The sequence below is a fragment of the Vibrio sp. T11.5 genome (assembly GCF_027587155.1).
Lineage (GTDB): Bacteria > Pseudomonadota > Gammaproteobacteria > Enterobacterales > Vibrionaceae > Vibrio > Vibrio neptunius.
Map to the genome: position 1 here is coordinate 22,498 of NZ_JAPPTP010000011.1, position 14,741 is coordinate 37,238.

At 44.1% G+C, this 14,741-nt stretch carries 14 protein-coding genes; 13 read left to right on the forward strand and 1 reads right to left on the reverse strand.

What is annotated here, in order from left to right; translation table 11 throughout:
- The first annotated feature begins 7 nt into the window (after positions 1 to 7).
- The 10 genes from OH455_RS12750 to OH455_RS12795 are packed head-to-tail and all read left to right on the forward strand — an operon-like array spanning position 8 to position 9,631.
- Entirely contained in the window at positions 8 to 1,471 is a 1,464-nt protein-coding gene (locus tag OH455_RS12750; RefSeq protein ID WP_269981661.1) for a type II and III secretion system protein family protein, read from the forward strand.
- Between the two features lie 11 nt (positions 1,472 to 1,482).
- The gene (locus OH455_RS12755; RefSeq protein WP_269981662.1) at positions 1,483 to 1,752 is read left to right on the forward strand and encodes a hypothetical protein; all 270 of its coding nucleotides are present in this window, start codon (positions 1,483 to 1,485) and stop codon (positions 1,750 to 1,752) included.
- 17 nt (positions 1,753 to 1,769) lie between these two features.
- A complete protein-coding gene (locus OH455_RS12760; protein ID WP_269981663.1) occupies positions 1,770 to 2,999 on the forward strand; it encodes a pilus assembly protein TadG-related protein in 1,230 nt (409 codons plus the stop codon).
- Complete coding sequence (locus OH455_RS12765; protein ID WP_269981664.1) at positions 2,996 to 3,439, forward strand: TadE/TadG family type IV pilus assembly protein; 444 nt, start codon at positions 2,996 to 2,998, stop codon at positions 3,437 to 3,439. The genes OH455_RS12760 and OH455_RS12765 overlap by 4 nt, the downstream gene beginning before the upstream one ends.
- Entirely contained in the window at positions 3,436 to 3,921 is a 486-nt protein-coding gene (locus OH455_RS12770) for a TadE/TadG family type IV pilus assembly protein (RefSeq protein WP_269981665.1), read from the forward strand. The genes OH455_RS12765 and OH455_RS12770 overlap by 4 nt, the downstream gene beginning before the upstream one ends.
- Positions 3,922 to 3,932: 11 nt before the next feature.
- Positions 3,933 to 5,156 carry an AAA family ATPase gene (locus OH455_RS12775; protein WP_269981666.1) on the forward strand — a complete coding sequence of 408 codons (1,224 nt, stop codon included), beginning with the start codon at positions 3,933 to 3,935 and terminating at the stop codon, positions 5,154 to 5,156.
- 31 nt (positions 5,157 to 5,187) lie between these two features.
- Complete coding sequence (locus OH455_RS12780) at positions 5,188 to 6,666, forward strand: ATPase, T2SS/T4P/T4SS family (protein WP_269981667.1); 1,479 nt, start codon at positions 5,188 to 5,190, stop codon at positions 6,664 to 6,666.
- Positions 6,667 to 6,676: 10 nt separating this feature from the next.
- Complete coding sequence (locus OH455_RS12785) at positions 6,677 to 7,645, forward strand: type II secretion system F family protein (RefSeq protein ID WP_269981668.1); 969 nt, start codon at positions 6,677 to 6,679, stop codon at positions 7,643 to 7,645.
- Position 7,646: 1 nt separating this feature from the next.
- On the forward strand, positions 7,647 to 8,594 hold the full coding sequence (locus OH455_RS12790; RefSeq protein WP_269981669.1) for a type II secretion system F family protein: 948 nt from the start codon (positions 7,647 to 7,649) through the stop codon (positions 8,592 to 8,594).
- A 14-nt stretch (positions 8,595 to 8,608) separates the two neighbouring features.
- Positions 8,609 to 9,631 (forward strand): tetratricopeptide repeat protein, encoded by a 1,023-nt coding sequence (locus OH455_RS12795; protein WP_269981670.1) that lies wholly within the window; start codon positions 8,609 to 8,611, stop codon positions 9,629 to 9,631.
- A 46-nt stretch (positions 9,632 to 9,677) separates the two neighbouring features.
- On the opposite strand, the gene chrA is transcribed toward OH455_RS12795, so the two are convergent.
- On the reverse strand, positions 9,678 to 10,823 hold the full coding sequence (gene chrA, locus OH455_RS12800) for a chromate efflux transporter (protein WP_269981733.1): 1,146 nt from the start codon (positions 10,821 to 10,823) through the stop codon (positions 9,678 to 9,680).
- A 104-nt stretch (positions 10,824 to 10,927) separates the two neighbouring features.
- Here chrA and OH455_RS12805 point away from each other — a divergent pair, with 104 nt between their 5' ends.
- The 3 genes from OH455_RS12805 (at position 10,928) to ahpF (ending at position 14,561) form a co-directional block, all read left to right on the forward strand.
- The gene (locus OH455_RS12805; RefSeq protein ID WP_269981734.1) at positions 10,928 to 11,836 is read left to right on the forward strand and encodes a LysR family transcriptional regulator; all 909 of its coding nucleotides are present in this window, start codon (positions 10,928 to 10,930) and stop codon (positions 11,834 to 11,836) included.
- 375 nt (positions 11,837 to 12,211) lie between these two features.
- On the forward strand, positions 12,212 to 12,769 hold the full coding sequence (ahpC, locus tag OH455_RS12810; protein ID WP_045976601.1) for an alkyl hydroperoxide reductase subunit C: 558 nt from the start codon (positions 12,212 to 12,214) through the stop codon (positions 12,767 to 12,769).
- 199 nt (positions 12,770 to 12,968) lie between these two features.
- Positions 12,969 to 14,561 (forward strand): alkyl hydroperoxide reductase subunit F, encoded by a 1,593-nt coding sequence (gene ahpF / locus OH455_RS12815; protein ID WP_269981671.1) that lies wholly within the window; start codon positions 12,969 to 12,971, stop codon positions 14,559 to 14,561.
- Positions 14,562 to 14,741 lie beyond the last annotated feature (180 nt).

Below are 14,741 nucleotides of genomic sequence, written 5' to 3' on the forward strand. Positions count from 1 at the left end.
GTGAACCATGCGAAATCTAATAATTCTAATCTCATTATTGTGTTTTAGTGCAGCTGGTACCTATGCGGCAACCCAGTCAAGTAAGGCGGTACGGGTTCCTCATCATAAATCCACTCATGTGACTTTAGCTGGTAAAGCTAAGCGAGTTTCATTGGGCGACCCAGAAGTGCTGGATATTGTGATGCTTAAATCCAATGAAGTTTTCTTAATCGGTAAAAAGCTAGGTTCAACAAACTTGATGGCATGGGATAGCCGTGGAAGGTTGATTGAATCGATCAATATTGAGGTTACTCATGATCTCAACAGTTTGAAAGCGAAGTTATTCGAGTTCTTACCGGATGAAGAGATCAAAGTACACAGTGCTCAGAATCGTCTTATTTTAAGTGGTCAAATTAGCAACCAAGCGGCGATGAATATTGCGTTGAGAGTGGCAGAAACCTATGCAGCTGGTGAAGAGGCAGACAAACAAACTACTTCATTGAGCCAGCAAGTTGAGAAAACGGGTGTTATAAACTTAATGACGATTGGTGGTGCTCAGCAAGTGATGTTGGAAGTCACCGTTGCGGAGGTACAGAGAAGTCTGGTCAGAAAGTTTGATGCGAGTTTTCACTTCCTGCAACAAAGTGGTGACTTCTCATGGGGGGGCACGTCTGCTGGTGGCTCACTACCGACTACGTCCAGCACCGTCTCTCCGGTATTCAATTCGCCGACTATCGAAAATACAGGTCTGCTCGGCTCTTTCATTGATAGTAATACCTTGTTCTCATTTGCTCTAGACATTGCCAAACAAAATGGTTCAGCGAAAGTGTTGGCTGAACCTAATTTGACGGCATTGAGCGGTGCAAAAGCCGAGTTTTTGGCTGGTGGGGAGTTTCCTATCCCAGTGCCAGATGAAGATGGAATCACCATTGAATACAAAGAATATGGCGTGGGTTTAAAGTTTATCCCTACGGTATTAAGCGATAAGAAAATTAACCTTAACCTAGCTATCGATGTTAGTGAAATTGCCAATACATCTTCATTAACACTCAGTCCTGATTTGACCAATACGACCTATGTTATTCCTCCCATTACAAGGCGAAGTGCATCCTCTACGCTAGAGCTTGCAGATGGCCAAACCATTGGTATCGCGGGCCTAATTAGTGAAAATGTGAGAGATATTGTGGGTGAAATGCCAGGTTTTAGCGATATTCCTATCTTGGGTCAAATGTTTAATAGCCAAGAATATATCTCCGGAGAAACTGAGTTGGTTATTTTAGTGACTCCCAGACTGGCAAGGCCTGTCGATAGAAACAAAGTTTCACTGCCAACGGACTCCTTTGTTGAGCCTAATGACTTTGAATATTACTTGCTAGGTCGTGGCGCATATATTGCTCCGGACAGTCCTCATCAGACTCAACAGGTAAAAGATGAAAGCTTTATTGACTACACTAAGGGTGGAACTGAAGGCACATTTGGTCACAGTTTATAGGAACGATCAGCATGAATTGTAATCTTTCAATCGTTAGTGTTTTTTGCTCATCAATGTTGCTCTTGGGTTGTGTGAATAACGCGGAGAGACTTGGTGCTCATGTAGCGAAATTAAAAACTGAGCAAACTTATAATTTGGATGCCTCTCGAGATAATTTAGGTGTCATTCCAACGGGCAGTGGTGAGCGTATGGAAGGGGCTTATCAGGTTTATACCGGCAAACAGGATATGGATCTGAAAGGGACCGAAAGTCAATTTGTTAAAGAAGGGCAGACTAAATAGCCCTTAAGGAAACCACTATGAATTTGGCAAGGCGACGTCGAGGAAAACCAAATCGACAAAAAGGCTTAGTTTTAGTCATGGTGACTGTGGCAATGCTCGCAATGATGGGTGTCGCAGCCTTGTCTATAGATGTTAATCACGCAATCTTAAACAAGACGCGAATACAAAATAGCGTTGACGCTGCGGCGTTGGCTGCCGCAATTGTCATGGATAGTGAAGGGACAAATGCAGATGCCACCTCAGCGGCTAATACCACATTGAGCAATATGGCAGGTGCGACAGGCAATGATGAGATGGATTTTTCGTCTGCCAGTGTCTCCATTGAATATTCCAATGATCCCAGTATTTTCCCTCAAGCAAGCTATGATTCAAATTTGGATACGTATGTTCGTGTCACAGTCAGCTCTTACCCACTCGATAACTTTTTTGCTGGTATTTTTGGGGTCGATAAGCAGCTTGGTGCAAGTGCCGTTGCTGGCCCAAGCTCGGGTGTTTACGCTGTAAACGTGGTACCTATGGCAATATGTCAAGGGGCAGATGGAGGCTCGGCTGGTTATATTGCTGGAGGTTTGTATGCCCTCAAACTGGCGGATCAAACCCAGAGTTCGATGGGAAGCGGCAATTATCAACTTTTAGATTTCGGTTCTGGCGCGAGCACTGTCAGGCAAGCTTTGGCAGGTGATTATGCTGGTAGTGCTGGGATAGGAGATACGGTCACAACCAAGCCGGGTAATTCTATTGGTCCTGTCGGGCAAGGTTTGAATACACGCTTGGGTATCTACGGTGGAGGTGGGGTTTCTTCCAGTGATTACCCACCAGATGTTTACGTAAAAGAGCCATCCACTCCTGCCACACTAGATAACGATGGCAATATTGTCTACGCCGATACTAGCGGTGCTGGAGGAACGCCTTGGGGTTACGATGATTACCAAGACGCTTTACCCGATTGCACAGGGGATTCTGATTGTCGAATGGCATCGGGAGGCCAACATGATAGAAGAATTATAGCTGTGCCAATCGTTGATTGCTCTGGTGCTAGTGGAGGCACGTCCTCGTTTACAGTGACTGCTTTAGGCTGCTTTTTTATGCTGCAGCAAGCACCATCTAGTAACGGCAGTAAGGAACCGGTGTTTGCTGAATACATTGATGATTGCTCCGCTAGAGGAGGGAATCCAGGTCAGAACTCAAGTAGTGATGGGCCCTATCTTATTGTGTTGTACAAAGATCCTGGTGGGGAGGAGTCATGATGTATCCAATTATTTCTATTAGGGGGCGGGCTCAAAAAGGTTTAGCTGCGGTTGAAATGCTTATTGCGGTTCCTGTCTTGATGATGGTCTTGATGTCTATTACTGAGTTTGGAAACGCATTTATCCAGTATGCCACACTCAATAAAATGGCACAGAGTGGCGTTCGCTATGCAACCGCAGGGGTGACTGGCACAGCGACCTATGACCAAATCGCAGACGTTAATGAGATCAAGAATATGGTCGTGTATGGTCATACGGGCTCGGGCACAACGTCTCTGATGTCCGGTATTAGCACCTCAGATGTGTCTGTCAATCATTCGAGTGGCTATGTCACTATTACGATAAACCATACCTACACTCCACTTATTTCAGGATTTAACTCCTCGATCAATTTCAGCGTGCCACTCAATGCCTCGGCTATGATGAGGACAGCGCCATGAAGACGCATAAAGGGGTCACCATTATTGAATTTACTTTAGTGTCGACCACCTTGCTGCTGATTATTTTTGGTGTGATTGAAGTAGGGCGCTACGTATATTCTCTTCAAGTAGTGAATGACATGACACGGGTGGCGGCGCGACTCGCTATTGTCTGCCGTGTCGAAGACCAGAATGACATACCGGGTTTGGCATTGTCCGATAATGCTCCTGTCGGTTTTACTGCGGCCAATCTTACGGTGGAATATCTTGATGCTTCAGGAAATGTTGTCACGGGAACTCTGACAGATGATGATGTGTTTTCTACAATTGAATATGTAAGGGCGAGAGTGGTTGATTTTGATTATCAATTTACTGGGTTGCTGAGCTTTGTCAGTTTTACGGGGTTATTAGCTGTACCTGAGTTTGAAACCACTCGTCCACGAGAGAATTTAGGTCATCATCGAGAGACGCCAACAAATCCAACCAATAGCACGGATTGCTAGGAGAGGCTTTTATGGGAGAGGCGGTGAAGCTAACACCAAATGGGGAGAGCCCCCTTCGATTAAAAACAAGCTTAACGGTTTGGGTGTTTTATTCGTCGGATGCTTTTCATCTTCATATCAGCCATGAACTCTCAAAATGTCAAAGTATCAGCTTTGAAATGATCTCGTTTCACGGGTTAGTGGTCGGAAACCTTGCGCATTTTGCACCACCCGACCTTATTTTTGTTGAAACTGGACCTAATTGGGCCCAAAAAATTGTCGAGTTACAGCAATTTGAAGCTCCCGAAGCCCAAGATCCAGGACATGACGCTTCTCTAATCGTTTTTGGTAACGAAAGCGATAATGGTGCGCTGAAAATTGCTTTGAGGATAGGCGCCACTGACTTTATGTCAGACAAAGCCACTCTTGACGAGCTGGTTCCGCTTTTGAAAAACGTTGCCGAAGAGAAAGTGGCGAATCGCAATCTTGGTGAACTATTGGTCTTTATGAACACCAAAGGCGGTGCTGGTGCCTCTATGATTGCTCTCAACACGGCGATTACAATCGCGAAAAGTCATCCTGAAGACGTCCTCCTCTTGGATCTCGATATGCAGTTTGGTGTGATTGAAGATTATCTTAATGTGATCAGCACGTATGGTTTAGCCGATGCCATCGCTAATGTTGCTGACTTGGATGATGTCTCGTTAGGTAGCCTAGTAACGAAACATGAATCCGGCCTGCATATCATTGGTTTTAAAAGAGAAAGTAGCCATGAGAATTTTGAGAAAGCTCAACATCTCAATAAATTGATTCCAATACTTCGAGAGCGTTATCCCTATGTTGTGGTGGACTTATCTCGAGGACTTGATCGTATGTTTACCTCGGTTATTTCCCCTGCGACTAAATTGTTTCTCATTACTCAACAAAATCTAGTGGCGATAAAAAATACCACTCAACTTTTGAAATTGCTTACGTTCGAATTTGGCGTTGCGAAAGAGCAAATGGAAGTGGTGGTGAATCGCTATGAAAAACGTCAGTCAATCAAACTCAAGGATGTACAGGATACAGTGGGAAATATTGCCGTACACACCATTCCCAATGAGTTTAAGGTAGCAATTGAAAGTGCCAATTTAGGTAGGCCATATATTCAGTCTAAGAAAGGCAGTTCCATTGCGAAATCAGTCAGAAAACTTGCCAATTCCCTATTACCTAACCAAGAAGTCAAAAAAGGTTGGTTAAGAAAATTATTCTCTTAGTTGGCACTGTGCATAAAGAAAGGGATTTTTCATGTTTTTTAAAAGGAAAAATATAAACCCAGAACTACAGCAAAAAGTTGCCGAAGCAGAAGAACAGCAAAAAACATCACAGCATGAACTATCCCCCAAGGTAACTTTGGATGTGCAGGTAAACACGGACGCTGCTGAAACCTTTCAAGAACGGCGAAAATTGGAAGCCGAAGCCAAAGAGCATGCGGTGGAAGAGGCAAAGAAACAACTAGAACAAGAACTGGCAGTGAAGCATTATTATCACCAAAGACTGCTTGAAACTCTAGACTTGGGACTGTTGGCGAGCCTTGAGAAAGATCGGGCGAGAAAAGAGCTTCATGACGCTATCGTACAACTGATGGCAGACGATCAGACGCATGCATTAAGTGCTGAAGGCCGTAAGAGAGTCATTCAGCAAATCGAAGACGAGGTGTTCGGTTTAGGTCCGCTGGAGCCATTGCTCAACGATCCTACGGTTTCTGATATTTTGGTTAATGGTCCTAAGCATGTCTTTGTTGAACGAAGAGGTAAGCTTGAGCTGACGCCCTATACCTTTCTTGATGAGCGCCATCTAAGAAACATCATTGACCGAGTGGTGAGCCAAGTGGGTCGACGTATCGATGAAGCGTCACCCATGGTGGATGCGCGCTTAATTGATGGCTCTCGAGTGAATGCCATTATTCCTCCTTTGGCACTCGATGGCTCATCCGTGTCCATACGTCGCTTTGCGGTTGAAAAACTCAACATGGACAATCTATTGAACTTCAATTCTTTATCACCTGAGATGGCAAAATTTGTTGAAGCCGCCGTGCGCGGAGCAATGAATGTATTGATCTCTGGTGGTACAGGTTCAGGAAAAACCACAACGCTAAACATATTTTCTAATTTCATTCCGTCCGATGATCGTATTGTCACAATTGAAGATTCGGCTGAACTTCAACTTCAACAACCACACGTAGTTCGATTAGAAACTCGCCCCGCTAACCTTGAAGGTAAAGGTGAAATTACTCAAAGAGATTTGGTTAAGAACTCATTGCGTATGCGACCAGACAGAATTGTGCTTGGTGAGGTACGGGGCGCTGAAGCGGTGGATATGCTAGCGGCAATGAATACAGGCCATGATGGTTCTTTGGCAACCATTCACGCGAATACACCACGCGATGCCCTTTCACGAGTTGAGAATATGTTTGCTATGGCGGGCTGGAATATGTCAGCCAAAAACCTTAGATCACAGATTGCTTCTGCCATCCATCTTGTTGTTCAAATGGAGCGTCAGGAAGATGGTAAACGTCGCATGGTGAGTATTTGTGAAATAAATGGCATGGAAGGCGAGATCATTACTATGTCCGAGATTTTCAAATTCCAGCGAAAAGGCATGGATGAAGAAGGCAATGTCATTGGCCATTTCACCGCGACTGGTGTCGTCCCCCAGTGTCATGATCAATTGGCCAAAAAAGGGATGCATCTACCGTTTGATATTTTCAATGAGTCTTACTCATAGGAGGGGAGTCATGTTTCAGGATGCTACATTATTTTTTATCTTATTATTCTTTGCCGTTGTATTTATATCTCAGGCACTGATTCTTCCGGCTGCGGGTAGTAAGGCTAAGCACAAAGAACTTTCTGAACGGCTGAAAGAGTCCCAATCCAAATTGGATGAAGAGGCCCGTTCTTTACTGCAAGAGCACTACTTGAAGAGTTTGACGCCACTAGACAGAAAACTCGTCAAGCTAGAGGTGTTTTCTTCGTTAAAGAAAATGATCGAGCTCTCAGGCTATGATTGGAGTTTAACTCAGACTTTGATGGTGACATCTATTTTGTCTGTGTGTGTATTTTTTATCGTTCTGTTAATTGGTCAGCCTATCTACGTGGGAGTGGCATCGATTATCGGTGTTTGGGTATGTCTCTACTTTTGGCTCAACAAGAAAATTTCAGATCGACTTTCTGCGTTTGAGGAGCAACTGCCCGAAGCGTTAGATATTATGAGGCGCATGCTCCAAGCTGGCCAACCTGTCACGCAAGCGTTTAATGAAGTAGGGACAGAGATGCCAGCCCCAATTGGTGTTGAATTTAAGAATACCTTTAACCTTCTTAACTACGGTTATGACATGCGAATGGCGATCATGCAGATGGCAGAGAGGACGCCAACGGTCTCTATGCTGGCGTTTTCCAGTGCTGTTTTGTTGCAAAAGGAGACGGGGGGTAATCTATCGGAGAATCTGGAGAAGGTATCGAAAGTGCTCCGTTCAAGGTTTAAACTGCAGAGAAAAATTAAAACATTGTCTGCTGAGAGCCGCTTGTCGGCTTGGATACTCGTGCTGTCTCCTTTTGTGCTGTTTCTTTTCCTGAGCTTTATTAACCCAGGTTATGTTGAGCCTCTATACACTGACCCAAGAGGTATGACTTTGGTGAGCGGTGGTGTCTTTAGTTTGTTTATCGGTTCTTTGTGGATTCGTAACATCATTAATTTCGAGGTGTAGTATGGAGAACTTGTTTGAACAATTCACCTCTTACAATCTAGATGAACAAACGGTGCTTCTAGGGCTCATTCTGTTCGCAACCATACTGATTGTTTTCACTTGTTCCTTGTTGTTGGTCGGGGCCAAATCGCCATTGAGGGCGAAGTTAGAGCAATTAAGGGACTCGACTCGTGCTGATAAGCTGAAAAAAAACCGCAAGTTTGACCATACGCTTGAATCACTTGCTCCAATGATGAGGTCTTCTAACTCGAAAGAAAGTGAGAGTATTCGCCAAAAGCTCATGCATGCTGGGTACCACGACGCTAATGCCTTGACTGTTTTTTATGCCTTCAAGGGAATGTCACTAGTTGTTGGTTTGGGAATGGCTGCTGGTTTTTATTTTCTCGCTCCTGATATGTCGATGTTGAATTTGGCTATGGCGGTGAGTGTCGGTGCTGGTTTATATGCGCCGAACATAGCCCTGAACCGCAAAGTTGAAATGCGTCAGAAAAAAATCCGTGGGGGGATCGCGGATGCGTTGGATTTGTTAGTGGTTTGTACTGAATCAGGGCTAGGGTTTAATTCTGCTCTTCGCAGGGTCGCTGATGAGATCACTATCTCTCACCCAGACTTTGCAGATGAACTGGATACTGTGTGTATCAAGATTAATGCTGGCATTGAAATGTCTGATGCGTTTGAGGACCTCATCGAACGTACTGGTCTGACTGAGATTGCTGGGCTGGTTACTATGTTAGCTCACGCTTCGCGTATTGGCGGCAGTTTATCGCAAACATTACGTGAATATACGGAAGATTATCGAGATAAAAGAAATCAGGAAGTTGAAGAGATTGCAGCGAAAATCCCAACAAAAATGATTTTCCCACTATTGCTGTTTATCTGGCCATGTTTCTTTATTGTAGCGATTGGCCCATCTATGTTGCTGTTCACATCAACTTTAGGAAATGGCTAATCAAGGAGCAAGTTATGAAAGGACTTCATCTTATAGTGCTCTCTCTGTCTATGATGTTTTTGACAGCTTGCGCATCCAATGAACCGAGTATCGATACCTCATTGTACGAAGGCAAACCCATTGATTCTTTGTCCTCAGATGAGCCCCCAAAAACAGAACAAGAAGCCATTACACGGGGGGATACTGCATTAAGTGCAGGGAACAGTGACTTAGCTCTCTATGAATATATTCGGTCCTTATCATTTGAGAATGGTCAGTACAAAGATCGATCATTGTACAACATAGGTAGAATCCACCAATCAAGAGGGAACTTGTCTTTAGCTGAGAAGGCGTTCTTATTAGCTGTAGAGCAAAACCCAAACAATATTGAGGTACTAGAGCAGTTGGGCACGATATACAGCAAAACGGGTGACTTGGACTTAGGTAAAAGCTATTTTCTTCGCTCAATTAATGCCGATCAAATCCGTTTTAGGAGTAATAAAACTTTAAATGAAGAAGATTTAGTTACCCCTCAAAAAGTGGTTGACCTCAAAGTCGATAAATACTCTCCTGAATACGCTTACATGGGACTCGGAGTTATTTCCGACCTAGATACTGAGCATAAACTTGCTCAGGCTTTTTATAAGCAGGCGCTGAGTATTAAGCCAGACTCGATTAAAACTTTGATAAACGTAAGCTACTCCTTTTATATGTCAGGAGATTATCGCAAAGCGCAACGTTTCGTTTTGCAAGCATTGAAAAAAGATCCTGACAACGAAAAGGCACTGAATAACCTTGCGTTGATTTATTTAGGTAAAGGGGAGATTACTCGTGCTGTTAATGTGTTCTCTAAGCATATGGATAAACCTGAAGCCTTAAATAATGTCGGGTATTTTTTGATCTTGCAGGGTAAGCCCGATAAGGCGATTCCATACTTACAGCAAGCCATTGATAGCAAAACTTCTTATTACAAGGTAGCGAATGAAAACCTTGAAAAAGCATTGGCAATGGTTAGGGAAGAAAAAGCAGCAGAAGTTGCATCCGTGGCTGAGCAATAAAAGGAGAGCTAACGCTCTCCTTTTGGCTTATTGTCTTTCCTCGTCTTTAAGTAAGATAGCCACCTGCAATGCCCGCTGCCATAAAGAAGATGACCATTAAGACAATGGGCAGGTTCAACTGTCTAAGCAGATAAAAACCAACCAGAACCAATGAAATGTCGATTGAACTCATCACTGCGCTGCTGAAGACTGGTTGATAGAGAGCAGCAACCAATAAACCAACAACGGCTGCATTTACGCCGTTTACGGCGCCCGATACTTTGCGCATCTTGGCTAATGATTGCCAGTTTTTCAGTACACCTAAAAGCAGTAAGAAGCCTGGTAAAAAAACACCGAGAGTGGCAATCAATGCACCTACAATAGGCGAATGGGGTAACAACTCATAACCAATGTAAGTAGCAAAGGTGAACATTGGCCCCGGTACTGCTTGAGCCGCAGCATATCCTGTTAGGAAAGCATCCTGACTGAGCTGATCACCGACAATATTCTGTAGCAATGGTAGAACAACATGTCCCCCGCCGAATACCAAACTGCCTGCTTGGAAGAAATTGCTGAATAGCTCCAGAGCAGGTAAGTTTTGAGAAACAAAAGGCAGGCCAATAATCAGTATGATAAATAGAACAAGAGGAAATACCGATGGTTCAAAATGTGTTTGAGGTTCTTGCTCTTGATTACTCAGGAACTTTATACCGAGAGCTGCGGCCATAACCAGAACCAGTATTTGGGTAGCAATACTGGGGAAAACCAATAGTGATATGGCGGTAACTAAACAGAGAGTGACCGATAGCCTATCTTTACAGAAGTTTTTGTACATTCCCCACGTGGCATCTGCTACAACGACAACCGCTAACAGCTTCAGACCATGGACAATATTCTGGAATATGGACATTTCCGTTAGCTCACTGCTGAGGACAGCGAGCGCTAGCATAATAAGGACTGATGGAAGGGTGAATCCTAAAAAAGCCATGCAGGCGCCAGGTAATCCGCCGCGTTTGTAACCGAGAGCAAAGCCAACCTGACTGGAGCCTGGCCCTGGCAGAAACTGACTCAGAGCGACAATTTGTGCGTACTCTTTATCGTCAAGCCATTTGAGCTTTTCAACAAAGGTATTGCGAAAGTAGCCGATATGGGCTGCCGGACCGCCGAAGCTTATCCAGCCAAGCCAAAAAAAGGTTTTAAAAATAGACAACATTGTCTGGTTACTCATAGAACAAATACTGCACATACTGTAAGAAATGCACTAAAATGATTCAAATTAATAGTTTTAATACAGTATATGAACTGCATGGGATTATGGTGAGAGAGTTTAGTTGGAAAGGTGTTGACCTCAATCTCTTGGTCGCTTTTCAGGCCTTATATGAGACAAAAAGCGTTAGTCTCGCCGCTCAGGAGTGCTATGTCAGCCAATCAGCTATGAGTCATACACTACAACGCATGCGTACTTTATTTGATGATCCTCTCTTTAAACGTGTTGGTGTGCGTATGGAACCGACGCAGCGCTCCGATGACATAGCTCCACTTGTGCATAATCTCTTGGCGAGCATTCAAAACGACGTATTGATTAAGAAAGGTTTTGACCCTCAAAGCTACAGTGGTGTTTGGAAAATTGGGTTGACCGATTATGCTGAGCAGCTCTTTGCTCCGATATTATTTGATGCCATTAAAAACGAATCACCTCACTCACAAATTAGTTTTTTTAATGTTAACCGTAGTAACTACCAGACGATAGCAGATAGTGAGCATATCGACGCAATCATTGGCAGTATTGATGGCCATAGTCGCCGTTTCACCTCGCAATATCTCTATTCTGAACAGCATTTGTGTTTGTTTGACCCTCTTACCTTTGAGCACCAGAATCCTATGACATTGGAACAATTTGTGTCTGTCGAACATGCGTTAGTGAGCTCAGATGGTAGTTTAGAAACTCAGGTAGATAAAAAACTGGCTAAAATGGGCCACGAGCGAAGAGTGGGGGTAGCGTCTCGAAATTTTTTGACCATTCGGAAGTTATTGATTGGCCGCAAGATGGTTTGCATCATTCCGAAAAGGTTTGCGCAACTGGAAATGTATAATCACAGTTTAACCGCGGTTGCAGCTCCCTTGGAAGTACCAGATTTCGACATTAAATTATTGTTTCTTAGTGCTAACCAGTACGAAGAAAAGAGTGTCTGGTTGCGCAATATTATTACACGTGTTGTGAAATAGGGGGCTTGATAGATAGTGGATTAGGGCGGTCCTCCGATAGCGGAATACAGTGCAACTTAGGCGGAGTTAAGCTGTATCGTTAATACGTCGTATTATTCTACTTGATTTGCTCATTTTCTATCGCTACTGATAGCTTAATTGATGCTCCTTCTTTACCATTACTTAGTCACAGCGGTACTACCAGAAATTGACGGTAAGGTTATTTACTCTTCCCTTTGTTGCTTCTATCACACTGGTTTTTCTCTCTAATTCCATAGGCATTTCCTATTGGAGCAATAGAAACGTCCAAGTGTACCTATTAACTAGGTCACGGCAAACTATCTACATCGACGCAAGGCAGCGTTCAAACACTAGAGTTAATAAGAGAGTACAGTCATGATCAACACACAAATTAAACCATTTTCAGCAACAGCATTTAAAAACGGCGAGTTCGTAGATATCACGGAACAAGATGTAAAGGGCAAGTGGGCCGTATTCTTCTTCTACCCAGCTGATTTTACTTTCGTGTGTCCAACAGAATTAGGTGATTTAGCCGATCACTACGAAGAGCTACAAAGCCGCGGCGTAGAGGTCTACTCTGTATCAACTGACACACATTTCACGCACAAAGCGTGGCATGATAGCTCAGACACGATCGGTAAAATCAACTACTACATGGTTGGCGACCAAACTGGCACAATCACAAACAATTTCGGTGTGATGCGTGAAGGTCAAGGTCTGGCAGACCGAGCAACATTTCTCGTTGACCCTGAAGGCACTATCCAAGCAATGGAGATCACTGCGGAAGGTATTGGTCGTGATGCAGAAGATCTCATGCGTAAGGTAAAAGCCGCGCAGTACGTAGCAGCAAATCCTGGCGAAGTATGTCCTGCCAAATGGAAAGAAGGTGAAGAGACACTCGCGCCATCTTTGGACCTAGTAGGCAAAATCTAACACTTTAGCGGTTAGTCAGAACATTTCGTTCTACCTCATTAAAGGCACGTCATGTCCGCGCTCCTAAAGGGCTTGGCGTGCCACCATCAAACTTTAAATCAATAGAAACAACATCGCTAACTTGCGCCCCTTTTTTGCTATTCCTTTTCACGGCAAGAGCGCATTTGTTGTTATATAGAATGAACAGATAGGCACGACTATGTTAGACCAAGCGATGAAGCAGCAGCTTAAAGCATACCTAGAAAATTTAAAAACAGACGTTGAGCTCATACTTAGCTTGGACGAAAGTGAAACAGCACGCAAACTTGAGGCATTGGCAGATGATATCGCTTCACTGACAGATAAAATTCAAATTAAACGTGATGATAATGCCAGTTCACGTAAGCCAATTATGCAGGTGGTGAACCAGACAAAAGGTACTGCGATTGGTTTCGCTGGTTTACCTATGGGACATGAGTTTACCTCGCTTGTATTGGCGCTGCTTCACAGTGGTGGACACCCAATTAAGCTGGAAGCGGATGTGATTGAGCAAATCAGTCAATTAAACCAAGCTTTGAATGTGGAGATCTTTATCTCACTATCGTGTCAAAACTGCCCGGAAGTGGTTCAGGCAATGAATACCATGTCTGCGATTAACCCTTTAATTAAAACCACCATGATTGACGGTGCGGCATTCCAAGATGAAGTTAAATCACGAGATATCATGGCGGTACCAAGTGTCTTTATTAACGGGGAACTGTTTGGTCAAGGACGCATGTCACTAGCTGAAATTCTCAATAAAGTAGATTCCGGTTCCGCAGAGAAAAAAGCAGCAAATCTGACTCAACAAGCGCCATTTGATGTTCTCGTTGTGGGAGGAGGACCGGCTGGTTCCTCAGCCGCAATCTATGCGGCGCGTAAAGGCATTCGTACTGGCATCGTTGCAGAACGTTTCGGTGGTCAGGTGATGGACACTATGGCGATAGAGAACTTTATCTCAGTGAAAACAACCACAGGGCCTAAGCTGGTGGCGAGCTTAGAGGAGCACGTCAAAGGTTACGGTGTAGAGGTGATGACGGAGCAGCGTGCAGCGAATATTATCGATGCAGAACAGACAGCAGACGGATATATCCATCTAGAGCTAGAAAGTGGTGCGGTTTTACGTGCACGTTCTGTCATTACCAGTACCGGGGCTCGCTGGCGTGAGATGAAGGTTCCGGGTGAACAAGAATACCGTAATAAAGGAGTGGCTTACTGTCCGCATTGTGATGGGCCTCTATTCAAAGGTCAAAAGACTGCGGTCATTGGTGGCGGTAACTCAGGTATTGAAGCTGCGATTGATCTCGCTGGCATCGTAGAGCATGTGACTGTTCTTGAGTTTGCCGACACACTACGTGCTGACCAAGTACTGATCGACAAAGCGAACTCAACACCGAATATAGACATCATCAAGATGGCACAAACTACCCGCGTATTGGGTGACGGTAACCGTGTAACAGGTCTGGAATACAAAGATCGTCACACTGGTGTGTTGAGACAAATTAAACTCGCGGGCATTTTCGTCCAGATTGGCTTGATGCCAAACAGCGAATGGTTGAAAGGTACTCATGTTGAGTTATCGTCACGTGGTGAGATTGAAATTGATGCTCATGGTGCAACATCAATGAAAGGTGTCTTTGCTGCCGGAGATGTAACCACTGTTCCTTACAAGCAAATCATCATCGCTATGGGTGAAGGAGCGAAAGCAAGCTTAGGGGCCTTTGACTACTTGATTCGTACACCTGAGCCCCAAAAGGTAGCGGAAATGTTATAGAAAGTCACTGTCTATATTCATTTGCAAACATTTGTCGGCATTTCGACACCACCATGAGCTTTACCACATGGTGGTTTTTTCATTCTATTGCATTGTCAGTGAACATTACGCTGATAGTAGTGTTTAGTATAACGATGATGAATCAGTGACTGCTCTGCTAAGTCAGCATTGTGGCTAAGA

Bases quoted from the DNA above. Each gene is read 5' to 3' on its own strand.
- OH455_RS12785 (WP_269981668.1), top strand. From the start codon at position 6,677: ATGTTTCAGGATGCTACATTATTTTTTATCTTATTATTCTTTGCCGTT.
- OH455_RS12755 (WP_269981662.1), top strand. From the start codon at position 1,483: ATGAATTGTAATCTTTCAATCGTTAGTGTTTTTTGCTCATCAATGTTG.
- OH455_RS12765 (WP_269981664.1), top strand. From the start codon at position 2,996: ATGATGTATCCAATTATTTCTATTAGGGGGCGGGCTCAAAAAGGTTTA.
- chrA (WP_269981733.1), bottom strand. From the start codon at position 10,823: ATGTTGTCTATTTTTAAAACCTTTTTTTGGCTTGGCTGGATAAGCTTC.
- OH455_RS12760 (WP_269981663.1), top strand. From the start codon at position 1,770: ATGAATTTGGCAAGGCGACGTCGAGGAAAACCAAATCGACAAAAAGGC.
- OH455_RS12780 (WP_269981667.1), top strand. From the start codon at position 5,188: ATGTTTTTTAAAAGGAAAAATATAAACCCAGAACTACAGCAAAAAGTT.
- OH455_RS12775 (WP_269981666.1), top strand. From the start codon at position 3,933: ATGGGAGAGGCGGTGAAGCTAACACCAAATGGGGAGAGCCCCCTTCGA.
- OH455_RS12790 (WP_269981669.1), top strand. From the start codon at position 7,647: ATGGAGAACTTGTTTGAACAATTCACCTCTTACAATCTAGATGAACAA.
- OH455_RS12750 (WP_269981661.1), top strand. From the start codon at position 8: ATGCGAAATCTAATAATTCTAATCTCATTATTGTGTTTTAGTGCAGCT.
- ahpC (WP_045976601.1), top strand. From the start codon at position 12,212: ATGATCAACACACAAATTAAACCATTTTCAGCAACAGCATTTAAAAAC.
- ahpF (WP_269981671.1), top strand. From the start codon at position 12,969: ATGTTAGACCAAGCGATGAAGCAGCAGCTTAAAGCATACCTAGAAAAT.
- OH455_RS12770 (WP_269981665.1), top strand. From the start codon at position 3,436: ATGAAGACGCATAAAGGGGTCACCATTATTGAATTTACTTTAGTGTCG.
- OH455_RS12795 (WP_269981670.1), top strand. From the start codon at position 8,609: ATGAAAGGACTTCATCTTATAGTGCTCTCTCTGTCTATGATGTTTTTG.